General features: G+C 43.8%; 22 protein-coding genes, 1 tRNA gene and 1 pseudogene. 11 read left to right on the top strand and 13 right to left on the bottom strand.

Annotated elements, in window-relative coordinates:
• Positions 1 to 908 (bottom strand): helix-turn-helix transcriptional regulator (locus ACCM36_RS00330; RefSeq protein WP_370571707.1); only part of this gene is annotated, 908 nt, incomplete at its 3' end.
• A complete protein-coding gene (locus tag ACCM36_RS00325; protein WP_370571706.1) occupies positions 905 to 1,852 on the bottom strand; it encodes a hypothetical protein in 948 nt (315 codons plus the stop codon). The genes ACCM36_RS00325 and ACCM36_RS00330, both read right to left, overlap by 4 nt.
• 615 nt (positions 1,853 to 2,467) lie before the next feature.
• On the opposite strand from ACCM36_RS00325, the gene ACCM36_RS00320 reads away from it, so the two are divergent.
• The 4 genes from ACCM36_RS00320 to ACCM36_RS00305 all read left to right on the top strand — a co-directional run bounded on the left by ACCM36_RS00320 (position 2,468) and on the right by ACCM36_RS00305 (position 6,326).
• Entirely contained in the window at positions 2,468 to 3,502 is a 1,035-nt protein-coding gene (locus ACCM36_RS00320) for a hypothetical protein (protein ID WP_370571705.1), read from the top strand.
• 150 nt (positions 3,503 to 3,652) lie between these two features.
• Positions 3,653 to 4,258 carry a hypothetical protein gene (locus ACCM36_RS00315; RefSeq protein ID WP_370571703.1) on the top strand — a complete coding sequence of 202 codons (606 nt, stop codon included), beginning with the start codon at positions 3,653 to 3,655 and terminating at the stop codon, positions 4,256 to 4,258.
• A gap of 227 nt (positions 4,259 to 4,485) precedes the next feature.
• Complete coding sequence (gene glnA, locus ACCM36_RS00310) at positions 4,486 to 5,814, top strand: type I glutamate--ammonia ligase (RefSeq protein WP_370571702.1); 1,329 nt, start codon at positions 4,486 to 4,488, stop codon at positions 5,812 to 5,814.
• Between the two features lie 5 nt (positions 5,815 to 5,819).
• Positions 5,820 to 6,326, top strand: a complete 507-nt coding sequence (locus ACCM36_RS00305; RefSeq protein WP_370571701.1) for a GNAT family N-acetyltransferase — start codon at positions 5,820 to 5,822, stop codon at positions 6,324 to 6,326.
• A 191-nt stretch (positions 6,327 to 6,517) separates the two neighbouring features.
• Here the strand turns inward: ACCM36_RS00305 and ACCM36_RS00300 are convergent, their stop codons facing one another.
• From ACCM36_RS00300 to glnA (ACCM36_RS00280), 5 genes are all read right to left on the bottom strand, one after another.
• Positions 6,518 to 7,543, bottom strand: a complete 1,026-nt coding sequence (locus ACCM36_RS00300) for a Coenzyme F420 hydrogenase/dehydrogenase, beta subunit C-terminal domain (protein ID WP_370571700.1) — start codon at positions 7,541 to 7,543, stop codon at positions 6,518 to 6,520.
• A gap of 5 nt (positions 7,544 to 7,548) precedes the next feature.
• On the bottom strand, positions 7,549 to 8,289 hold the full coding sequence (locus ACCM36_RS00295) for a hypothetical protein (RefSeq protein ID WP_370571699.1): 741 nt from the start codon (positions 8,287 to 8,289) through the stop codon (positions 7,549 to 7,551).
• 2 nt (positions 8,290 to 8,291) lie between these two features.
• The gene (locus ACCM36_RS00290; RefSeq protein ID WP_370571698.1) at positions 8,292 to 9,803 is read right to left on the bottom strand and encodes a glutamate synthase-related protein; all 1,512 of its coding nucleotides are present in this window, start codon (positions 9,801 to 9,803) and stop codon (positions 8,292 to 8,294) included.
• Positions 9,800 to 10,852, bottom strand: coding sequence for a glutamine amidotransferase family protein (locus tag ACCM36_RS00285; protein ID WP_370571697.1), 1,053 nt, complete (start codon positions 10,850 to 10,852; stop codon positions 9,800 to 9,802). The genes ACCM36_RS00290 and ACCM36_RS00285 overlap by 4 nt, the downstream gene beginning before the upstream one ends.
• Positions 10,853 to 11,046: 194 nt before the next feature.
• The gene (gene glnA / locus ACCM36_RS00280) at positions 11,047 to 12,384 is read right to left on the bottom strand and encodes a type I glutamate--ammonia ligase (protein ID WP_370571696.1); all 1,338 of its coding nucleotides are present in this window, start codon (positions 12,382 to 12,384) and stop codon (positions 11,047 to 11,049) included.
• A gap of 199 nt (positions 12,385 to 12,583) precedes the next feature.
• On the opposite strand from glnA (ACCM36_RS00280), the gene hdrC reads away from it, so the two are divergent.
• Complete coding sequence (gene hdrC / locus ACCM36_RS00275) at positions 12,584 to 13,063, top strand: CoB--CoM heterodisulfide reductase subunit C (protein ID WP_370571695.1); 480 nt, start codon at positions 12,584 to 12,586, stop codon at positions 13,061 to 13,063.
• A 22-nt stretch (positions 13,064 to 13,085) separates the two neighbouring features.
• Positions 13,086 to 13,985 carry a CoB--CoM heterodisulfide reductase subunit B gene (gene hdrB, locus ACCM36_RS00270; RefSeq protein WP_370571694.1) on the top strand — a complete coding sequence of 300 codons (900 nt, stop codon included), beginning with the start codon at positions 13,086 to 13,088 and terminating at the stop codon, positions 13,983 to 13,985.
• A gap of 147 nt (positions 13,986 to 14,132) precedes the next feature.
• Here hdrB and ACCM36_RS00265 read toward each other — a convergent pair whose 3' ends face one another.
• Complete coding sequence (locus ACCM36_RS00265) at positions 14,133 to 14,615, bottom strand: hypothetical protein (RefSeq protein WP_370571693.1); 483 nt, start codon at positions 14,613 to 14,615, stop codon at positions 14,133 to 14,135.
• Between the two features lie 241 nt (positions 14,616 to 14,856).
• Between ACCM36_RS00265 and ACCM36_RS00260 the strand changes: the two genes are divergently transcribed.
• Both ACCM36_RS00260 and ACCM36_RS00255 read left to right on the top strand, forming a co-directional pair.
• Positions 14,857 to 14,931: transfer RNA gene (locus tag ACCM36_RS00260), tRNA-Arg, on the top strand.
• A 43-nt stretch (positions 14,932 to 14,974) separates the two neighbouring features.
• The gene (locus ACCM36_RS00255; protein ID WP_370571692.1) at positions 14,975 to 15,427 is read left to right on the top strand and encodes an N-acetyltransferase; all 453 of its coding nucleotides are present in this window, start codon (positions 14,975 to 14,977) and stop codon (positions 15,425 to 15,427) included.
• A 10-nt stretch (positions 15,428 to 15,437) separates the two neighbouring features.
• Here the strand turns inward: ACCM36_RS00255 and ACCM36_RS00250 are convergent, their stop codons facing one another.
• The gene (locus ACCM36_RS00250) at positions 15,438 to 15,824 is read right to left on the bottom strand and encodes a GNAT family N-acetyltransferase (protein ID WP_370571691.1); all 387 of its coding nucleotides are present in this window, start codon (positions 15,822 to 15,824) and stop codon (positions 15,438 to 15,440) included.
• Positions 15,825 to 15,874: 50 nt separating this feature from the next.
• Positions 15,875 to 17,071 (bottom strand): M20 family metallopeptidase, encoded by a 1,197-nt coding sequence (locus tag ACCM36_RS00245; RefSeq protein ID WP_370571690.1) that lies wholly within the window; start codon positions 17,069 to 17,071, stop codon positions 15,875 to 15,877.
• A gap of 142 nt (positions 17,072 to 17,213) precedes the next feature.
• On the opposite strand from ACCM36_RS00245, the gene ACCM36_RS00240 reads away from it, so the two are divergent.
• On the top strand, positions 17,214 to 18,155 hold the full coding sequence (locus tag ACCM36_RS00240) for a nucleotidyltransferase domain-containing protein (RefSeq protein WP_370571689.1): 942 nt from the start codon (positions 17,214 to 17,216) through the stop codon (positions 18,153 to 18,155).
• A 30-nt stretch (positions 18,156 to 18,185) separates the two neighbouring features.
• Here the strand turns inward: ACCM36_RS00240 and ACCM36_RS00235 are convergent, their stop codons facing one another.
• Both ACCM36_RS00235 and mptA read right to left on the bottom strand, forming a co-directional pair.
• Entirely contained in the window at positions 18,186 to 18,500 is a 315-nt protein-coding gene (locus tag ACCM36_RS00235) for a DUF2098 domain-containing protein (RefSeq protein WP_370571688.1), read from the bottom strand.
• 58 nt (positions 18,501 to 18,558) lie between these two features.
• The gene (gene mptA, locus ACCM36_RS00230) at positions 18,559 to 19,509 is read right to left on the bottom strand and encodes a GTP cyclohydrolase MptA (RefSeq protein ID WP_370571687.1); all 951 of its coding nucleotides are present in this window, start codon (positions 19,507 to 19,509) and stop codon (positions 18,559 to 18,561) included.
• 288 nt (positions 19,510 to 19,797) lie between these two features.
• Here mptA and ACCM36_RS00225 point away from each other — a divergent pair, with 288 nt between their 5' ends.
• Both ACCM36_RS00225 and argB read left to right on the top strand, forming a co-directional pair.
• Positions 19,798 to 20,088, top strand: a complete 291-nt coding sequence (locus ACCM36_RS00225; protein WP_370571708.1) for a non-histone chromosomal MC1 family protein — start codon at positions 19,798 to 19,800, stop codon at positions 20,086 to 20,088.
• Positions 20,089 to 20,250: 162 nt separating this feature from the next.
• Positions 20,251 to 21,147, top strand: coding sequence for an acetylglutamate kinase (gene argB, locus ACCM36_RS00220; protein WP_370571686.1), 897 nt, complete (start codon positions 20,251 to 20,253; stop codon positions 21,145 to 21,147).
• A 5-nt stretch (positions 21,148 to 21,152) separates the two neighbouring features.
• On the opposite strand, the pseudogene ACCM36_RS00215 reads toward argB, so the two are convergent.
• Positions 21,153 to 21,455, bottom strand: a pseudogene (locus ACCM36_RS00215) (TIGR01210 family radical SAM protein); the annotation flags it as partial.

Raw genomic sequence — 21,455 nt, 5'->3', positions numbered from 1 at the left:
CCTCTTTTGAACTTCTGGATCAGACCTCTCTTTTCAAGATCAAAGAGCATGAGGCTTACTTTACCTTCTGAATATTTGAGCTTGCTCCTGAGGTCTTTTTGGGTCATACGTCCACCCTGAGAACGAATGATATCCAGTATTTCCTGAAGATCAACAGGTATTGGCCCTTTAGGAATATCATTTAACGTTGCTGTTTCAGTGTTTTCTGGCTCGGCAACAATCAATTCCGTGGAATCATCTGATTCATCGTCTGATTCATCATCCGAGTCCATGACTTCAGGGTCTTCTGACCCTATTACCGGACTTTCCACAGAAGCTTTGAACTCTACAGGTTTGGGCGTAAGAATGACTTTTTCCTCGATATGTTCTTGCTTAACTATATGATGCTTTTCAACAGGACGATTGGTTTTCTGGCTTGTTGAATGCTTTAACCAGATAAAGAGAGCCAAAAGTATGGAAACAGTAATAAGAAGCGTATCGACTGAAATAGAACTTTTCTGGTTTGTAGTTACATTCTGGGAGCTGGTGTACTCATCTAAAAAAGATGAAGACTCATTAATAGAAGACGTATTCTGAGAATAAGCGGGAAAAAGCAGCAGGTCAAGCACATAGCTACCCTCATCGGTAATATTTACAAAATCCTCGGCATAATAAGTGAGGGTACTTTCCTCATAATAACTTGCTGTTATCTTATAGTTTCCCTGGGGAAGCTCAAAGGAATAGGATCCATATTTGCACACCATAGACTGCGAAGGAGTGGAATTTACCTCCACAATTACATTTTCCAGAGGTTGGAATGTATTCCATTCATACACCACACCATGAATAGTAGCACTTGCACTTGCCGTCATTAAAAATGGAATGACGAACAAGATGGCAAATATGATTCTGCGGGAAAATGCCTTCATTTGATACCAGTATAGATAGAGGGGCTATTAATAGTTCTTCTTACTGTAGGTACTTCCCATTGCATCTCATCCGAACTGCCATCCGGACATGTTATAGTATAAATACCGTTACCGAAGAAATCAACTGTACCAGTTCCTTTTACTGTAATGGATATATCACTTGCTTCTACTATAAAAGCAGATCTTTGTGCAGATATGTACACCGTAGCATCGACTATCTTGTAGTAGGATAAACGGTTCTCACCCTTTTCTGAAGTTTCAATATCGTATTTACCCACTATGTTGATAGGAAATTCCCGGCTTTCGGGAAGACCTACTATATAGAGAACACCATTTCTTATAGAAATGTTCGCACTTAGATCACCCGCAAGCATTACTCTTCCATTGCCTGTTGCAGAAAGTGTACAGCCTTCATCCAATTTCACATGGCCCGGAAGTATTTTTTTCATCTCGTTGAAGATCTGTGATAACACGGCATTGGATTTTTTAAGGCTTTCCCTTGATAACTGCAGATATAGTTCCTTTTCAATTGCCTGGCATTCAGGGTCCGAACAACCTTCATGCCCCTGATCTGCCAGTTCGTTATATATTTTTGCACTGGCTATCAAAGTTTTATATTCTTCCAGAAGGGGCCTAAGTCTTTGGACATCTTTGCCTTCTTCCTCAAAATCCAATATTCTTGAATCCAGCTCTTCTGCGATCAAATCAGCTTCTGAAATGATGTTATTGAAGCCCTCTCTTTCATCCTCTGCAACAGGACGAACACCAGGATGTTCCGGCTTGACATAATCCGGAGAAGAAAGAACGCCCAGATATGTAGGAACAAGACTATAACTTACTTTATAGTCTGGACCGCTGTTTAGAGTTAGGGGCTTATCCGCACATCCACCTGCGATTGTAACTAAGATGATTGCAAATATAAGCACTATAGCCTTTTGATTCATGTGATTCATATACCTATATTTTTTAGCCTGGCCATGTCCCATCCGGAACGATGTGAACTAACACCAGCATGCCAAGATAGTAATGACACAGAACTACAATATAAATATGCTTGATAGTATTTCATAAAGCCGTTATAATAGAAAACAGATATACAATTATTTATACTTTTTTTATAAGATGAAGCTTTATAACATATTTTTTTAAAAATAAATGTTAGATATCGACCTTAATTGAACATTACAGCATTTAAAGTGCTTATTGAAACTTTCAAATTTTTATATTTACACAAGAAGTACTGAAAAGCAATATATTTGCTTTATTTTCAAGGACATACAATCTTCTGTATAAGTAATAACTGAACAAGGCTTTTGACAATAAGAAATATCCTATCTCAAAAGAGATCTATAAAGGAATCTATAGTAATAAAAACTCCAATAAATCTTTTTTTTCAAAATTAAAGCCCTATTATCCCTTTAATTGTTAAGTATCCTTATATGATTCACGTGAGATTAAGGAATTGTGCCAATCACTACTGCTTGGACACAAAGAATCGGGAGGAAATCAATACGCAACGAAAATTGACAAAATCTATAGCAGTCCTTTCGGTAGCTTTGATGGTTGTATGTTTAGTACCAGCCACCTTTGCTGCACAGGATAACAACCAGGAATACAACATGCATGGAAAGATGCATGAAAAAATGAATACTGGAGAGCCAGCGAGTTTCTCACTTGATAATGCAACTTTTGAAACTAAGCAGGAGAGAATGCTGGAACAAGTAAATGACACGATCTCAAAGATCGAATCGGACATAGAGAACATCGATGAGCTGGATAACGAAAACATCACAGAGGAGATATTGACAACTGCACTCACACAACTTGAGGAAGCAAAAACACTCATCATTGATGCAGAAGATGAAGATGACCTGAAGGAAGCAATGGAACTGATCCGTTCGACCACGGAGGAACTTGGAATAGAGCCTCAGAAAGAACCTGGAATGGGACAAAGGCCAATGGAAGATCAGGGAATGTTTCAGGGAAATGAATCATTTGAAACCCAGCAGGAAAAAATGCTGGAACATATTGAAAGCATGATCTCAAAGCTGGAATCAGATGCAGAAAACATAGATGAACTGGATAACGAGAACATCACAGCAGAAATGCTGGACAACGCAACAACCCAGCTGGAAGAAGCCAAAACAATAGTTGAGAACGCAGAAGAAGTGGAAGATCTAAAGGAAGCAAGAGAACTGATCCATTCAGCAATGGAGACACTTGGAATAGGACACATGATGAAGATGGACAGGCCAGAAGCTTCTGAGGAGGAGACATTTGAAACCCAGCAGGAAAGAATGTTGGAGCAAGTGAATAACGCAATCTCAAAGATCGAGTCTGATATAGAGAACATCGATGAACTGGAAAACGAGAATATCACGGAGGAGATGTTGACCACTGCACTCACACAACTTGAAGAAGTTAAGACACTCATCAATAATGCAGAGGATGAGGAAGATCTGAAGGAAGCAATGGAGCAGATTCACTCGGCTATGGAAGAACTTGGAATAGGACCGGAGAATGAGAGAGGAATGGAACGAGGACCAATGGGAAAACCTGGAATGTCCCCAAGGAATGAGTCTTCTGAATCCTGATATCTTTGAGGTCCCGACCAGAAAAAAAAGAATGAACTTTTGAATGGGATGCCCTCACAAGGGCATCCACACCACCAATCAGAGAATATGTTGAAAGGTGATATCATGAATCTTTTTCAAAAATATAGATTTTCAAAGTTATCAGCAATTATGGCAGTGTTCTGTATTATGATGGCCATATCAGCGGTTTCTGCAGCTGAGGAAACTAATAATAGCAAGCTAATGAAGGGAATGGATGAGGAAAATGACCTTGCATCCATGATGGATAGAACAATTGAAATGATAGACAAAACCACAGAAAGCCTGGAAAGTATGAAGGCTAATGCTAATGATACTACTATTGAAAATATTGAAGAGTACCTCAGTGAGATTGAGTCCATTAGATCAAACATCGAAAATGCCGATTCAGTAGAGGAGCTCAATACAGAAAGAGCCAGCTTGGACGAGCTGTTTAACACAATGAACGAAGAGCTGGAACTCGAAATTCCGGTGAATGGTGACAGACCTGAGATGGATGGAATGGGCAATCAGACTGCACCGGGGTCTTCTCAGCCAGACATGGGAAACCAGAAAGGACCTGGACCTTCACAGATGTCTGAGATGGGAAATCAAAGTAAAGGGGAAGCTCCCATGAAAGGTAATGATTCAGGGATGATGGAAAGTTCACAGGAAAGAACTAAAGAAATGCAGAATTCACCTGATGACTCTGGTATCTTCGATAAAATTAAGAATTTCTTCGGATCTTTATTCAATTGATATGATTGGATGAAAATGACTGAACAGGGATATTTAAATCCCCTTTTTATTCTTGAAGTATGATTTTTGAAATATTCATGATCAAAGCAATAAAAGAATACATAACCAAATACCTTATTGAATTTGTTTACATATAGTGTAAATATATTGAAAGAATAATTTTATCTTCATGCAGATAATAATATATTGCAAATAAGAGCAGTGCATGCTGCCGGACAGGAGATCCAATGATAGTTAGGAACGAAGAAGATGTCAAAAAAGCCATAGAAGAACATAATGTAAAGTTCATAAGGCTGCAATTCACAGATATACAGGGTGTGGTCAAAGATGTGGAAATACCTGCGACCCAGATAGGAAAAGCACTTACTACAGGTATCGGCTTTGACGGTTCGTCGATAGAAGGATTTGTAAGGATATACGAGTCCGACATGCTGCTGAAACCTGATGTAACTACATTTGCATTACTGCCCTGGAATAACGGAAAAGGACAGGTGGCACGCATTATCTGCGATGTTTACCAGCCAAATGGTGACCCTTTCAAAGGTGATCCTCGTTATGTGCTAAGAAAGATGACGGAAAAGGCTGCAAAAATGGGTTTTACTTTGAATGTAGGGCCGGAAATGGAGTTTTTCCTCTTTGAAAGAGATAATGGAAAAGCTACTACCATACCTCATGATTATGGAAGCTACTTTGAGTTTGCACCCACAGACATTGCTGAGGATATAAGGCGTGATATAGTACTAGCACTCATGGACCTCAATTTTGACATTGAAGCTTCTCATCATGAAGTGGCCTTCGGTCAGCACGAGATAGACTTCAAGTATGGGGATGCATTGACCATGGCTGATAATGTAGTTACGTTTAAGTACGTCGCCAGGACAATAGCCAAACTGAACGGACTGCATGCTACTTTTATGCCAAAACCCATAGCTACTGTCAATGGGTCCGGCATGCATGTCAACCTTTCCCTCTCAAAAGATGGAAAAAACGCTTTCTATGACCCGGATGCCGACATGCAGATAAGTGATACTGCAAGGTATTTCATCGCTGGTGTCCTGAACCACATCAAAGCAATCACATGCATAGCCAATCCCATTGTGAACTCTTATAAACGGATCATACCCGGATATGAGGCACCAGTATACATTGCATGGTCAGGTGCTAACCGTAGTTCTCTCATACGTATACCTGTTGCAAGGGGTAGCAGTACCCGTGTGGAACTGAGAAGCCCTGATCCTTCATGTAATCCATACCTTACTTTCGCTGCCATACTGGCAGCAGGTCTTGAAGGTATACAGAATAAGACCACACCAAGACACATGGTAGATTTCAATATCTTCGACCTGAACGTCAAGGAGCGTGCTGAACAGGGTATTGAAAGCCTGCCTGGCACTCTATTTGAAAGTGCGAATTACCTGGAGCAGGATGAACTACTCAAAAAAATCCTGGGTACACATGTACATGACAATATCCTGAGACTTGCAAGAGCAGAATGGGATGCCTACAAAGTGCAGGTACATGAATGGGAGATCAAAAGGTATCTTAACATCACATAAACCAGATGAGAATTAAGATACGTCAGGCTGAGCAGGAGGATTACAATCCTCTCTGCCGGTTCATACAACTTGTAGACAATGAGTTTTATCCTCCCCTTAGCGCGAGAGGTAATGGCCTGGAACAAAGAGTACGTGAATGTCTTGCCGGCCGTCATTCCTATTATATGCTTGCAGAGGACAACACTGATACAGAGGAGACAACAGATAAGATCTTGGGTGTCATTGGCTGCAACAAATACTGGAAAGGCAAGAAAGATGCATATATAAACCTTATGTGTGTACATCCCCAGTTGAGGAGAAAGGGTATCAGCGCAGTTTTATGCAAGGAGCTTGAGAAAAGGGTTATTGTTGAAGGTATCGGAAAACTGTACGTTTGCACCTGGTCCACAAATATTCCGGCCATGAGATTTTACGAAGCAAACGGGTTTGTACCATATTGTGTAGTGAAGAATGACAGAGGCCATAGAGTAGATACCATTCACTACAGGAAAGTATTTGATGCACAGATTTAATTGAATACGGTTGGATCAGTTCTTATTTTAAAGGAAACTAACTTCCTAAAAAAGAGACTTAATAGCGACAACTTTATCCCAGAAGCTGTCTTATCCCAATGGCTGCATTAGAAGTGGATATACGGTGTCTATCAGCATGGTTAGGAACGACGAGGAAGTGGATAGACACCGCAGCCATAAAAATGATGCAACTATTTCGTTCTGTCCTGTTTTCTTGCAAGTTTCTTACTTGAGAGCTTCTCTACAGCCTGCATGTCCACATCAGAGCTTGTAGAAAGCAAGCAGTTCTCTATAGCGCTTCTGACAACAGCGTTCCCTGCAGGACTGCGTATGATCAGCGTGGTATAGCCTTTTGGACTGCCCACTGAACCTGCAGACAAATCTGAACCAATAGCAGTGAAGTCAGTACACACCCTGCAACCAGGCCTGACACAGTCATCAACATCCTTTAAGGGTATCACGGTAAGACTGCCATCTTTCATGGTGATCTCCAGCTTACCTTTTACATCAAAGTGAACTATATTCAAAGGCTCGATGCTACGCTCTTTGATCAGCTTGCCCTCTACCAGTTTTTCGTAATCGAAGGTCTCCGTACAGAACAAACCAACTACCAGGCGGATGGAACGTTTGAAAGGTGCCAGAAGGTCGTGATCGCTGTCAAGCATCTTTCTGACAGCCTGCACCACACATGGCACACCTACTATTGCGACAGTCTTATACTTACGGGTAATGACGGCTTCTTTCAGAGAAGAGACCAGCGGTACCCACCAGTTGTAGCGGCTTCCGGCCTGATTGATGAGTATATCTTCAGATGTAATAACAGTAGACGATGGTTTAAGGGTCCATGGATCCTCTTCCACTGTGACCACTGCATCGATCATACCCTGTTCCAGAGCATTCACAAGGATAGCTGTAACAGCCCCTCCACTCTGTTTTCCGGGAATCGGTATGTCTGCCTTTGCGGAAAAGATGTCTATATACTCGCCTAACACTTCGGTTGTTGCGGGGTCCAGCCTGGGGCAGGTAGCATAACATGCGCCACACGGGACTCCATCAACAACCTCCTTACAGTATCCATTGTTAAAAGGACGTGTGGATTCTTCCCCTGTTTTGAAATATATGGCATCGGCCGGGCACACTGCCACACATGCACCACATGCTGCACATATTCCTGTGTCCCATACTTCAGCCTTAAGATCGAGATAATTTTTGCCCATTAATATCACTCCCATGTGTATTTGCCAGCAAAGGGCCTGCTGCTTGAAGGAACGATACGCGTATAGTTCGTGTTCATCAAAGGAGCCGGATCGATGTTGAATCTGGAACAGAAGTCCTCAATTACAGGTGACAAACGTGTAAGATCACTTTCAGTGAACTCTACTTTCTTGGCACCTACTCCTAAAAGCCTGTCTGCAACCTCTCCGCGGATAACAATCTCTCCACCGTGTATACCGCTGCCTATGCCTCTGTCCCGCATAAATGATTCCTCACCCATACAAAAGACCAATATAAGGCCTCCTGCCATGTATTCACCAAGGAATGCATGAGAAGTGCCACCTATTATCAGCATTGGCTTTTTAGATTCGTATTCTTTCATGTGGATACCTCCACGGTATCCGATATTACCCCGGACGTACACTTTACCACCGCGCATACTGTGAGCTACAGCATCACCTGCACTGCCGTGGACAACGATCATGCCACCATCCATGGTGTTGCCGGGAGCGTGTTCGCAATCCCCGTAAACAGTGCACTCCGGACCGTTCATGAACATACAAAGATCCCCACCGGGGATTCCGTTGATAATGATCTTTACATCGCCCCTCAGACCATTGGCTATAAAACGCTGTCCAAGCACGTTGTTGATCTCAATTTCTTTAACACCGGAAGCTACAGCCTGACGGATCTGCTTGTTAAGTGGGGTATAATGCATACCTTTTGCATCAATGACTAGTTTTTCCATTTTTATGCCCCCACCGGATTGATGTTCAGCACTTTCATCATGCTTTCATCCAGCATATATCCACGCAGACGTTCGCGGTTTCCCCTGAGACTTTCAATGCTGTTTATGCCTGCAGCACCCATCAGTTCACTGAGTTCCAGTGTCCAGGCATGAATCAGATTGGCAACACTCCTGGCCCCTATTTCGGTGTCTATGCGGTCCACAAGATCTTGCCTCTGGGTAGCTATACCCCACGGACACAGACCGCGATAGCAGTTACCGCATACTCTGCATCCAAGAGCGATAAGGGAAGCTGTTCCTATGTACACTGCATCTGCTCCCAGAGCAATGGACTTTGCAAGGTCCGCGCTGTTGCGCAGACCTCCGCTGGCAATGATGGACACTTCATTCCTTACACCCTGGTCGTTCAGCTTCTGATCTACGGCAGCAATAGCAGCTTCTATGGGTATGCCCACATTATCCCTGAATACCTTGGGAGCGGCACCGGTACCTCCACGGAAACCATCGATAACCACAGCATCAGCCGAAGAACGGGCTATGCCTGCAGCTATGGCGGCTACGTTATGTACTGCAGCGATCTTCACGAATACCGGCTTTTTCCATTCGGTAGCCTCTTTGAGGCTCCTAACAAGTTGTGCCAGATCCTCTATACTGTAAATATCATGATGAGGTGCCGGACTTATGGCATCTGAGCCCAGGGGGATCATACGGGTACAGGACACGTCCACGCATACTTTTTCACCCGGGAGATGACCGCCTATACCTGGCTTTGCACCCTGGCCGATCTTTATTTCGATTGCAGCGCCACGTTCAAGATAATCAATATCAACACCAAAACGGCCTGAAGCCACCTGCACAATGGTATGGTCCTGATAAGGATGCAGAGCCTTATGCATTCCACCTTCACCTGTACCCATGAAAGTACCCATCTCAGTCACTGCCTTTGCGAGGCTTAGCTGGGCATTAAGACTGATAGCTCCGTAGCTCATGTGCCCAATCATGATAGGTGTCTCAAGCTTCAGGTTGGGAGCAAGCTCCGTGGCAAGTTCCACATCACCTTGATCGTTCTTTTTGAACTCCAGTCTGGAGGGCTTTTTGCCAAGGTATGTACGCAACTCCATGGGTTCCCTCAGAGGGTCGATACTGGGATTTGTCACCTGGCATGCATCCAGTACCAGCCTGTCAAAGATTATCGGATAATCAAGAGCATTACCCATACCTGCAAGGATTATCTTGCCAGTGCGGGCCTGGTTGATGATATCCTCCCTTGCCTGTACGCTCCACAGGGGATGGCTGCGATAATCCACAGGCCTCTCCTGAAGATTGATAGCATCTCTGGGACACATGGAAATACAACGGTGGCATGCAGTACATTTACGGGAGTCTATAAGGATCTTGTCGCCTTCCACTCTGTAAACACCGTATGAACAATTGTCCACACAACGCATGCACTGCATACACTGATCACGATCAATGCTGACCTTATAACGCATAGGTACGCTTCCAAGGGTCATACAATAACCCTCCCTATGACCGGTTCGCCTGCTCTGGGCATGCGGATGTTCTGCACATTAGGATCCATTATCCTGATCGCAGCCTCCTCACTTGAGATATAGAGCTTGTCGCCATTCTCTGCTACGACCATTGGGCGAAGCTTGATACGGTCCGTGAAACCTACTATGCCCTGACTTGTAGCCACAACTATGGCAAAAGGTCCGTTCATCTGAGCTGACCTGTAAGTGAGGCGCATAGCATGATTGATCTTCCGCTCCCGTTCAGGCATTTCATCGATCTCATCCCAGAAAGGAGGAGCCAGAGCCTTGACCACCATATCACTTGATAAGCCATGACGTCTACCTAGGATATCAAAGAGATATGCTACAACTTCAGTATCAGTGAACATGGTGCATTCATACCCATTGCTCTCTACATACTGCTTGTTAGTACCGTAAGAAGTTATCTCGCCATTGTGAACCACTGACCAGTCAAGCAGGTTAAATGGATGGGCTCCACCCCACCATCCGGGAGTATTCGTTGGATAACGGTTATGGGCGAGCCAGATGTAACCTTTGTAATCCTGTATGCGGTAAAAATCCGCAACATCCTCCGGCCAGCCAGCCGCTTTGAACACACCCATATTGATCCCTGAAGAGAATACCAAAGCGCCCTCTATATGGGAGTTGATATCCATTACAAGAGTCTTTACAAGATCATCTTCAGGTGTGGAACTGCCTACCATAAGATCTTTGTGAGGCTTGTAGAAATATCGCCAGGGGATATGCTGTTTTCTCAAACCTGGTTGCTCATAGGTAGGGATCTCTTCCTGGTGAACTATGCGTCCCCACTTTTCCAGCAATTCATCTACCTTCTTTTTGGGTTCCACAAGATTGTCATAGAAGACATGAAGAGCATAATAATCCGGAAAATCAGGGTATATGCCATAAGCTACATAACCCGCACCTTCTCCACTTCCTCGTTCATTCATCAGGCTGAGGGCCTCTCTTATACCAGAGCCATCCATGCCAGACCTGGCCCGGTCTATAACGCCTATAATTCCGCACATATTGACCACTAAGAATTGTTTTTTGGAGATATATCAATTGACTTTTCTAGACTAACCATGCAAACGTCCATAAAAGGCTTACCCCCGTCGTCCATCGGAAGTTATCTCCAATTGAAGAAAGCCAACTAGAAAGTAATTGGCATCTAACGTCCATAAGGACAATGAAATAAAGTTAGATGTAAGGGATATTTCCCTTACAATATACTCAGATATTTATCCAGTTCCCATTGGTGAACCTGTGCTTTGTATGAATCCCATTCAGCATTCTTTGCCTTAAGGAAGCTGTTGAAGACATGTTCACCAAGAGCTGCTTTTGTGAACTCGCTGGCACTCATGAGGTCAAGGGACTCCTTCAGGCTGCCTGGGAGGGACAGGATACCTCTCTTGGCACGCTCTTCTTCACTGAGCTTGAAAATGTTGACGTTTGTGGCCTCTGGTGGCTCTATCTTGTTCTTGATACCATCAAGACCGGCACGCAACATCAAGGCGAATGAGAGGTAGGGGTTACATGCAGGGTCTGGACACCTTAGCTCGACTCTTGTACCCATCCCTCTTGTGGCTGGGATCCTGATAAGAGAGCTCCTGTTGGAAGCAGACCATGTGACATAGATGGGTGCCTCATATCCTGGCACAAGCCTCTTGTAAGAGTTAACAGTTGAGTTGGTGACTGCAGCGAACTCTCTGATGTGCTTCAGTATACCGCCTATGTAATACATGGATGTCTGTGACAGGCCATTTGGTGCATCCGGGTCATAGAAGGCGTTCTTTCCGTCCTTCATCAGGGACTGGTTAGTGTGCATACCTGAACCGTTCACACCGAACAGAGGCTTTGGCATGAAGGAAATATAATAGCCCTTGTGATATGCAATGGATTTTGCCACATACTTGAAAGTGATGACCTTGTCTGCAGTGGAAAGCATGTCTCCAAATCTGAAGTTGATCTCGTGCTGTGAAGGTGCTACCTCATGGTGAGAAGCTTCCAGCTTGAAACCCATGGCCTCAAGTGCGAAGTCTATGTCTCTTCTGACATCCTGTGCCTTGTCAAGAGGTGCAAAGTCGAAATATCCTCCCTGGTCTGTAAGCTGTGTTGTTGGGTTACCATCAGCATCCAGTTTGAACAGGAAGAACTCGAGTTCTGGGCCTACGTTCATTGTGTATCCCATTTTTGCAGCATCTTCCATGGCTTTCTTCAGGACATACCTTGGATCACCTTCGAACGGAGTACCATCCGGCCTCTTGACATCACCAATTATACGGGCCACTGCGCCTTCCTTTGGCCTCCATGGAAGTATCCTGAAGGTGGAGGGATCGGGCATAAGCATCATGTCAGATTCTTCGATCCTTGTGAAACCTTCGATAGAGGATCCGTCAAACATAACACCGTTCTTGAAAGCTCCTTCGAGATCCTCTGCGGGAATTGCCCAGCTTTTGATGATACCGAGAGTATCAGTAAACTGTGTTCTTATGAACTTTACATCATTCTCTGCAACTTTTTGCAGCACTTCCTCTTTGGTCATTGCTTTTTCTGCCATTCCTATAACCTCTTAGGTATTAAGTAACCCATTACCTACTTCATATTATAAATATGTTTCTCTCTTGTCGGCAAAAAGAAAATCCAACGAGATAGATAAGAAAGAACTTTTCAGAAAATAAGGGTAACCAGTGAAAGCAAACCAAACAGATGTTCAGGAACACTTTATAAGGAATAGGAAATAAATCAATGAAAAGAACATGAATGAAAACAATGTACAGGAACAACTGAAAGAAGCAGGGATCGATATATTGAAGTGCATGCAATGTGGGATGTGCACTGGAAGCTGCCCTTCTGGACGCCATACCAGCCTCAATGTGCGCAGACTTGTAAGGCATGCCATGAGATCCAGGGATGTACTGGAGGATGAAGAACTCTGGATGTGCACTACCTGTTATAACTGCCAGGAACGTTGTCCACGCCGCATTGATATAGTAGATGCCATTCTAAAGATCCGCTCCATTGCAGCCCATGAGGGCATTATGCTGCCTGAGCACAAGCAGGTGATAAAACTGCTCCTGGAATACGGACATGCTGTACCTATTGATGAAATGAATATGAAGAAAAGAGAAGAACTTGGACTTGACAGACTTCCTGAAACAGTGCATAAGTATCCTGAAGCCTTGGATGAGATCAAAATGCTTCTGAAGGTCTGCAAGTTAGCTGAGATCATAGAATGACATTTATAACCGGGAGATAAAAATGGTACAACTAGCACTTTTTCTTGGATGCCTCATCCCTAACAGATATCCGGGTATAGAAATGGCTACCAGGCTATGCCTTGCAAAACTGGATATTGATTGTACTGATCTGCCAGGTGCTTCCTGTTGCCCTGCACCCGGGGTTTTCCGTTCATTTGACAGCCCTACCTGGCTGGCAGTGGCTGGGCGCAATCTCACCCTTGGCGAGGAAATGCAGCGAGACCTGCTCACCATCTGCAATGGCTGTTTTGGATCTTTGGCAGATGCAAACCGGACATTGAAGGAAAGCGAGGAATTGAGGCAGAAAACCAATGAATACCTTGGAGAGATAGAGCGCCGGTTCAAAGGAACAATCGATGTACGCCATATAGCCGAATTCCTCTATTCGGATGTCGGCCCTGAGAGAATCAAGGAAGCTGTGGAAAAGCCTCTGGGGTTGAATGTAGCAGTACACTACGGATGCCATCTCATAAAACCCTCCAGGGACAGAGGACTTGGCAGTTTTGAGAGACCACGTTTCTTCGATGAACTTGTAGAAGCTACCGGTTCCATAAGCCTTGAATACTCTGACAAGATGGAATGCTGCGGAGCCGGAGGAGGCATGCGATCTGGTCTTAAAGAGAGATCACTTGCAATGGCCGAACACAAATTATCGCGGATAAAAGAGGCAGGGGTTGATTGCATAGTCAATGCCTGTCCATTCTGCCACATGCAGCTGGATACAGGCCAACTGGAGATCGAAAAAGCATTTAGTAAAGCCTATGATATACCTGTGTTGCATTATACACAGCTTCTTGGGCTTGCTCTGGGATTCACCCCTGAAATGGTGGGAATTCACCTGAATGCCATACAAAACAAGGAATTTGCAGAAAAACTTGCTAACTTGATCGAAGGCAACTAACTTTATAACACCTGGAAGATCACAGTGGCAAGTATGAATCCTATGGTAAAATATTGAAGTTCTTTTTTAGTCATTGTTCTTAGCATCTGCAACATGATATATAAAAGTACTCAAATAAATGTGTGGCCACATACCATAGCCACATTTTCAGTTATTATCCGAAAGGATATTATCAACGGACAATTCGAAAGATGCGGTCTTACCGTTCACATCGACGGTGTACACGCCCTTCTCCAGACCATACACATTAAGAGGCACAACCTTTGTGAAGGGTACCAATGCCTGTGTACATAAGGCATCCCTGGGTCTTATTGTGCTTAGCTCCATATAGAAAGTGTTTCCATCCTTCCTTGTAGTGGTGTTGCCAATATTTGTGCAGCCGTCAGGAAGATAGCCAGTAATTTCCACATTCACCTGCACAGGAAAAGACTCCAGAATAAGTGCCTGCACATTATCGACAGATGCCACGCCGGTTATAAATTCTTCTTCATTGTTGTCTCCTGTTCCAACCGTCTGATTTTCACTCGTGTTCACAGAATCATTATAGACGAGCGTTGGCTGACAGGAACAGCCTGATATCACAATTGCCAATGCAATTGAGATAAGCATCAGTAAATAGTTAGATCTCATCCGATATCCCCTATAATAAATTAGTATATAGTACAGAGAGATATGATGCCGGATATATATCAATTGCTTAAGGTACGAAAGTTTTCAGGTTGAGACATCGCAAGCAGGGCATGAAATGATAGTAAAACAAAGGAATGACAGAAATCGGATATAGAATGAGAAACACATAACTATTAGAGAGACAAAAACCTACCAATAGATTTAAGATATTGAATGTTATTAGGAGAGTGAAAGTCAAAGAGAGCGTGTGGCCTAGCCAGGATATGGCGGCAGCCTCCTAAGCTGCAAGCCAGGGGTTCAAATCCCTTCACGCTCGTTATACTCTTTTCTAACATTATCAGATCAAGGAGAATCATCTAATGATCCGCAAGGCCACTGTCAAAGATGTCGAAGCAATGAAGAACATCATCAATGCATATGCTAAACAGGAGAAGATGCTTCCCCGTTCATACAATGAGTTGTACCAGTATATCCGTAGCTTCTATGTATACGAGAAGGACGAAGAGGTGATCGGATGCTGTGCCCTGCAGGTGGTATGGGAAGACCTTGCAGAGATACTTTCTTTTGCAGTCAAGCCTGAATATGCAAGAAAGGGGATAGGTTCCCAGTTGCTCAAAGCCTGTATGGGTGATGCACACGAGCTACAGATTAAGAAGATATTCACTCTCACATACGTACCGGAGTTTTTCGAAAAGCATGGATTTACCAGAGTGGATAAATCAACGCTGCCCCATAAAGTATGGAGTGGCTGCATAAACTGCCCGAAATTTCCGGACTGTGACGAGATAGCGCTGATCAAAACAATAGAATGAATTGCTTATCTCAACTCAGTTCCTTTTTAAGATATAATATCCCTTTTTCTTTTTTTATCACGGAAAAACCGGCCTTTAAGTATAAAGCAATAGCTGACACCAGAGAAGTATCGGTCTTCAGGGTTGCTGTATCATAACGTTCATCTGCGAATTCCAGAGCTTTCTCCAATAGTTTAGAACCGATCCCCATTCTCCGGAAGTCTTTATGTACATACAGCCTCTTGACCTCACATTTATACTCACTTCTCTTAATTACAGCGCACGTACCGACAATTCTACCGTTTGTGGAAGCCACGTAAAAGATGCCTCCGTCTTCAAGGTAATTTACTGAAATATCATCGAGATCAAAATCCTTCTCTGGGTCGTATGCAAAACCCTCTGAAGCTAGAACTCCCAAAATAAAATATTTAACAGAGGGGATCATAAAAGAAGAGAATACCTGTATGATCACGGAATATATTCCCCAGGGCTTTTCAGAAAATCAAGGGCAATGGAACTCAGTATCTGCACACCCTGTATGAGAACATCCTCGTCTATATCAAAACTGCTGGAATGGTTGCCTTCCGTCATATCTTTCTCCGGATTCCTGGTACCCAGGAAAAGGAACATACCAGGTACTTGGCGCAGATAATAAGCAAAGTCCTCCGAACCAAAGATAGGAGATGCACCATCTTCCATATCCATGGATAGTTGCCTAAGCAATCTGCTGACTGCTGCTGTAAACCTTGGATCGTTCACAAGTACGGGGTAACCATGAGACACATCCAGCTCATAAGTGGGCCCGTCAGCAAGATCTTCTCTGGCATACGCTTCCATAATATAGCTTAGGACCTCGTCCAGAACACCTTCAATAATTTTAGAATCCATTTCATGAAAGGTCCTGAAACTTCCGAATACCTGCACTTCATCCGGAATTATGTTGGAACGGGTACCTCCCGCAATCATACCAAAACCTAAAACATGCTTAGAAGGATCAACTTGCTGAGCAGCGTCCCACCCCGCCCTGGATATAAGATCTGCAGCCATTTCAATGGGATTTATACAATACTCGGGCGTGGATACATGACCACCCTTCCCTGTGATCCTTACGCTGAAATCATTGGAGCTTGCCATAAAAGGCCCAGGACAAAAACGTACATTACCAACATCCACATCTCCGAAAATATGAAGGCCCACAATAGCATCGACACCTTCAAGCCCACCATCTTCAATAACCATCTGGGCGCCTCCGGGATATTGTTCCTCTGCGGGTTGGAATATCAGCCGTACTTTACCCGGGAAAACATTTTTCCTCTCGTAAAGCAAGCGTGCCACACCCAACACTATAGCCATGTGGCCATCGTGACCGCATGCATGCATAACTCCTTTGTGGCAGGAAATATACTCACCATTGTGAACAGTTTCCTCCTCCTGTATAGGCAGAGCATCTATATCGGAACGGATTGCAATGCATGGCCCGGTACCATTACCCATGATATCCGCCACAACACCGGTGCCTGCAATGGAACTGCTTTTTAGGCCAAATTCCTGAAGAGAATCCATGATCCTCTTCTGTGTCATGTACTCATTGAAACTGAGTTCAGGGTACCTGTGGAACTCACGTCGCTTTTCTATGATCCATCGTTCAAGGGAAGACAGGAACATCACCTGTAATATGCATTTTCATATAATTATAGGAGCAGATTGCTCATAATGGCTCATAACCATTTTGTTCGGACAGAAGTTTGCAATATGATTATTACCAAGGAGACTTATTACCTTTAAACCAATATAATGGATGATCGTAATGATAAAAACACGGCTCAGGGACTTCTTTATAACACAGGATAACTGGATATTTGCTGTATCTGATTATTTCCATCCTCATGGGATACGTTCGACACTGCGATATGTACCCGATGAAAATGGGGAACGACAGATGAACGGAAAAAGATACCACAAGTATGATTTCGATGATTCGTTCGATTTTATGAGAACACATCGGCCCGAATGGGTGGAAGACGTACATGTGGTGCCTGAAGATCAGGTGAAAAGGATACTTTCGCCCAATGAGGCCATACAACATCTTGAAGCCTCTGATAGCCGAATAGCTGCAATTGTAACTGTTCTTGAAAAAGCCGGAGTACCACGATCTCACATGGGAGTTACAGGCTCTTTGTTGCCGGGATTACAGAATGAGACCTCTGATGTGGATTTTATAGTATATGGCAAATATTGGTTCATAGCCAGAGACGCCATTGCCGAGGAAAAAAAGAGGTCCGGACCCATAGAGGATATAAACATGGAGATGTGGCAAAAGATATACAAAAAGCGCATTCCTGAGATATCCTTTGAGGAGTTTGTGGTCCATGAGAAACGAAAGGGAAACAGAGGTATGGTGGAAGGCACCTATTTCGACCTTCTTTTCGTGAGGGATTGGGAACAGATAAAAGAGCCTGCAGCAAGAGGAGAAGATATTGGGACCATGAAGATAGAGGCAACAGTTACCAATGCAGATCTTGCTTTTGATAGCCCCGCCGTATACAAGGTGGAGCATCCTGAAATAGACTACGTTTTGTCCTACACTCACACCTACGCAGGGCAGGCTTTACCGGGAGAGCTTATCGAAGCGCAAGGAGTTGTCGAAAGAATGGGCGAGAAGAAACGTCTTGTAGTCGGCACTTCACGTGAACCAAAAGGAGAATGGATCCGTTCGCTTACATTGCTTAAAAAAGAAAAGATGCTATGATAAAAATGAAATAAAACGACAGGAGGATAATTATCCTCCACCCGTCACCTGTCCTATATCTACAACTCCTTCCGGAGTTTGCTGCCTGACAAGATCCTCCTTATCCACTTCACCCTCTTCACGTTCTGCTCTCACCTTGACAGCATCTGCGTCTGTGATCACAAGGGCTTCAACATTATAAAAGAGTCCTGTGGTATCCATCAAAACCCATGTTGTACCTTCTTCCTGCTTAATTTCGAGAACCTGACCTGCACTGCCTGTATTGAGATACAGCACATATGAACCAATAGTGATGGGAGCCCCATTTAGATCATGGGCCTGGATAAGATCTGAGCCTTCAGCCATATTATCACATTCTTTGAACAAACCAGACTACTTATCGAAACAATCTGGAAAAAGAGATTCAGGTCAGTATCTCTTCACGAAGTTCACCTATAGTTGCAACCCTTTCAGCAAAGGCATTGTGGCGGTGAATACTTTCCTCGTTGATCTGTTTGATGGTTACGATCGCATCATCCGGAAGATCCTTAAATTCCTTAACAACATTGTGAGCCATGGTTCGCACACAATCTTCCACAAACTTCGGATTCTTGTGAGCCGTCTGAACTACCATCGCTTCATCGGCGCGCTTGAGTAATTCGAAGACACTTGAGCTCATTGATCTCTCGATGATGGCTATCACCTTTTCAAGAGAGATGAAATCATCAGTTGCAACCTCAATTGAAATAATTCCTCTTCCTCGCTGGTTGTGGGTTGCCATAGGCACACGGTGGAGGAATTCGGCAATTTTCCTATTATCTACACCAATTTCTTCAAGTTGTTTACGGGCATTGTCCGTCATGATCTCCTGGGCACACGGACAAGCAGTCATTCCTACCACTTCTGCACCTATGAGCTTGGTGATACTTATGTTCTCTGAGTCTTCCCTGCTGGCTTTTGCTTCAGCGAAGATCTCCACCACTTCCTGGCATTCCATCTTAGTAGATGGAGATTCCCTTTTGATAACGTATTCGCTCTTGAGATGTACTTCTGCCCTTGTAGCATATTCATGCCTCACGAGCAAGTTAAGAGCAACATCACTGCATAGCTGCTCAATCTCATAAACAGGCATATTCACTGCCTTTTCCAGAACTTCATCAACGGCCTCGAAATTACGGGAAAGGTTGGCTCCTTTCCTGTCAGATGGCAGGTCAACAAAGATATCAAATGTTGAGATGAGCATAACAGGACGCTTGTCTTTTCTTTTGACAGCGACCAGTTTTTTAACGTTCGTCACACCTACACGAGTAAGGTTAATAGGTATTTTTGGCTTATTAGCCTGTATATCCGGCAATATGACAGTAGAAAGTTCCATGACATTACCTCTAAGAACAGATCACATTCATATAAAAGTGAGATGAATCCGTTTTTATGCGTACTTTCACAAGGCAAATGAGTTCATCACATGTAAATGTTGTGTTATACGAGGGGATAGATTAAAATATTTAAACAGCAATATATTTTCCAAAGGATTATGAGTACGCCCGATAATCCAACTGGCATAAACCAGAATCGAAAGGCAACATTGAAAGAAAAATATATATACTATATGTGCAGAATAGGTTTATCGAGTAAAATCACATGCAAGCTATGAGGTGACATGATGGTTGAAACAAGGAACTTTGTACTGAGAGATAAGAACGGAAACGAACACGGTGTATTCACCGGTAAACAGCCACGTCAGGCAGCATTAAAAGTCGCTAACCGCGGCAAGGGAACAAAGGCAAAGCCAGAGACTATAAAGCTCCGTGAGAGAGGTACTAAGAAGATTCACGTCTTCAAGGGCTGGAGAGAAAACGTAACTGCTCCAAAGAACAAGCCGGACTGGATGCCTGATAAGATAAGCAAACCATTCGTAAAGAAAGTGGGTATCGAGAAACTCGACAAGATCTAAACTCTTTTACAAATTACTTTTTGCCTTTTTGTTTACCAGATATTCTGGTAACATTCTCTTTTGACATATTCTCCCTTATGATCCAATAAAGATAATATATTGGAATCTATATCAGTACTGATACCTTTTATTGATAATCAACTCACCGGATGAGGGTGGACTATGACACTGAAAAGAGAGAACGTATTGATAGAGGCTCTTCCTTACATAAGGGAGTTCCATAATGGCATAATGGTCATCAAAGTAGGTGGCCATGCCATGGTTGATAAACAGGTAATGAGTGACATCATTGAGGATATCGTGCTACTCAAGTTCGTGGGCATACATCCGATAATAGTCCATGGCGGGGGACCGGAAATCACTGAGAAGATGAAACGCATGGGAAAGAAGCCCGAATTTGTTGGTGGGTTGCGCATCACAGACGATGAGACGCTTGAAATTGCACGCATGGTGTTAGTGGGGAACATAAATACTGGCATCGTATCCCTTATAGGCAAACATGGTGGGAAGGGGATCGGCCTGTCTGGTAAGGATGGTAAGCTCATCGTTGCAAAGAAGATGCCTGCGCAAAAGGTCATGATAGAGAACATGGAGCAGGAAGTTGACCTGGGGTGGGTTGGAGAGACAGAGATAATCAATACCGAGATCCTGGAAATCGTCACGAAACATGGTTACATTCCTGTGATATCCCCCATAGCCATTGATTCCAGTGGAAGAGGACTCAACATAAATGCAGATACAGTGGCAGGAGACATTGCTGCAGCGTTGGGAGCCAAAAAACTTATTCTTATGACAGATGTACCGGGCATTCTGAAGAACATCGAGGATAAATCTTCCCGCATATCCAGAGTGAAACTGCAAGAGGTGGACAAACTTGTGGAAGAAGGCGTCATTTCAGGTGGCATGGTGCCTAAGTTGAGAGGTGCTGTGACTGCGGTGGAGAGCGGCGTGCAAAGAGTGCACATAATAGATGGCAGCATATCTCACTCAGTCCTGCTGGAGCTCTTTACCGATACGGGCATAGGAACGATGGTTTACAGAGGCGATGAAGAGGAGTGAGATGATCACTCCAAAACAGACGAACCAAAACTGAGATCGTCCAGAACCAAGACCTTTTTCCACAGATGCCTGCAATCGCATTCCAGACCCTCAAGATCATGCAGATCCTGGCTCAATGAAAAAGCCCGGATGGCATCAGCAACCTGTCCGCTGCACTCCTTACAGTTGCGTGGTCCTCTTTTAGAACCTGCACCTACAGGGTCGGAAGTGATGGTAAGATGTGGGAATTCCTGTTTTGTCCTTTTAAGGATCTCCACAATGCTCCACAGCCATGGAGGACGATATTCTCCCCGCTCCCATAGATACTC

It is taken from the genome of Methanomethylovorans sp. (assembly GCF_041305605.1).
In the GTDB taxonomy this organism is placed as follows: Archaea; Halobacteriota; Methanosarcinia; order Methanosarcinales; family Methanosarcinaceae; genus Methanomethylovorans.
This window is presented reverse-complemented; position numbering and strand designations above follow the sequence as displayed.

Bases quoted from the DNA above. Each gene is read 5' to 3' on its own strand.
- ACCM36_RS00320 (WP_370571705.1), top strand. From the start codon at position 2,468: ATGGTTGTATGTTTAGTACCAGCCACCTTTGCTGCACAGGATAACAAC.
- glnA (WP_370571696.1), bottom strand. From the start codon at position 12,384: ATGGCAGAAAAAGCAATGACCAAAGAGGAAGTGCTGCAAAAAGTTGCA.
- mptA (WP_370571687.1), bottom strand. From the start codon at position 19,509: ATGGAACTTTCTACTGTCATATTGCCGGATATACAGGCTAATAAGCCA.
- ACCM36_RS00290 (WP_370571698.1), bottom strand. From the start codon at position 9,803: ATGACCCTTGGAAGCGTACCTATGCGTTATAAGGTCAGCATTGATCGT.
- ACCM36_RS00285 (WP_370571697.1), bottom strand. From the start codon at position 10,852: ATGTGCGGAATTATAGGCGTTATAGACCGGGCCAGGTCTGGCATGGAT.
- ACCM36_RS00225 (WP_370571708.1), top strand. From the start codon at position 19,798: ATGGTTGAAACAAGGAACTTTGTACTGAGAGATAAGAACGGAAACGAA.
- ACCM36_RS00255 (WP_370571692.1), top strand. From the start codon at position 14,975: ATGATCCGCAAGGCCACTGTCAAAGATGTCGAAGCAATGAAGAACATC.
- ACCM36_RS00240 (WP_370571689.1), top strand. From the start codon at position 17,214: ATGATAAAAACACGGCTCAGGGACTTCTTTATAACACAGGATAACTGG.
- ACCM36_RS00235 (WP_370571688.1), bottom strand. From the start codon at position 18,500: ATGGCTGAAGGCTCAGATCTTATCCAGGCCCATGATCTAAATGGGGCT.
- ACCM36_RS00300 (WP_370571700.1), bottom strand. From the start codon at position 7,543: ATGGGCAAAAATTATCTCGATCTTAAGGCTGAAGTATGGGACACAGGA.
- argB (WP_370571686.1), top strand. From the start codon at position 20,251: ATGACACTGAAAAGAGAGAACGTATTGATAGAGGCTCTTCCTTACATA.
- glnA (WP_370571702.1), top strand. From the start codon at position 4,486: ATGATAGTTAGGAACGAAGAAGATGTCAAAAAAGCCATAGAAGAACAT.
- hdrC (WP_370571695.1), top strand. From the start codon at position 12,584: ATGAATGAAAACAATGTACAGGAACAACTGAAAGAAGCAGGGATCGAT.
- hdrB (WP_370571694.1), top strand. From the start codon at position 13,086: ATGGTACAACTAGCACTTTTTCTTGGATGCCTCATCCCTAACAGATAT.
- ACCM36_RS00295 (WP_370571699.1), bottom strand. From the start codon at position 8,289: ATGGAAAAACTAGTCATTGATGCAAAAGGTATGCATTATACCCCACTT.
- ACCM36_RS00325 (WP_370571706.1), bottom strand. From the start codon at position 1,852: ATGAATCAAAAGGCTATAGTGCTTATATTTGCAATCATCTTAGTTACA.
- ACCM36_RS00315 (WP_370571703.1), top strand. From the start codon at position 3,653: ATGGCAGTGTTCTGTATTATGATGGCCATATCAGCGGTTTCTGCAGCT.
- ACCM36_RS00305 (WP_370571701.1), top strand. From the start codon at position 5,820: ATGAGAATTAAGATACGTCAGGCTGAGCAGGAGGATTACAATCCTCTC.
- ACCM36_RS00265 (WP_370571693.1), bottom strand. From the start codon at position 14,615: ATGAGATCTAACTATTTACTGATGCTTATCTCAATTGCATTGGCAATT.
- ACCM36_RS00245 (WP_370571690.1), bottom strand. From the start codon at position 17,071: ATGTTCCTGTCTTCCCTTGAACGATGGATCATAGAAAAGCGACGTGAG.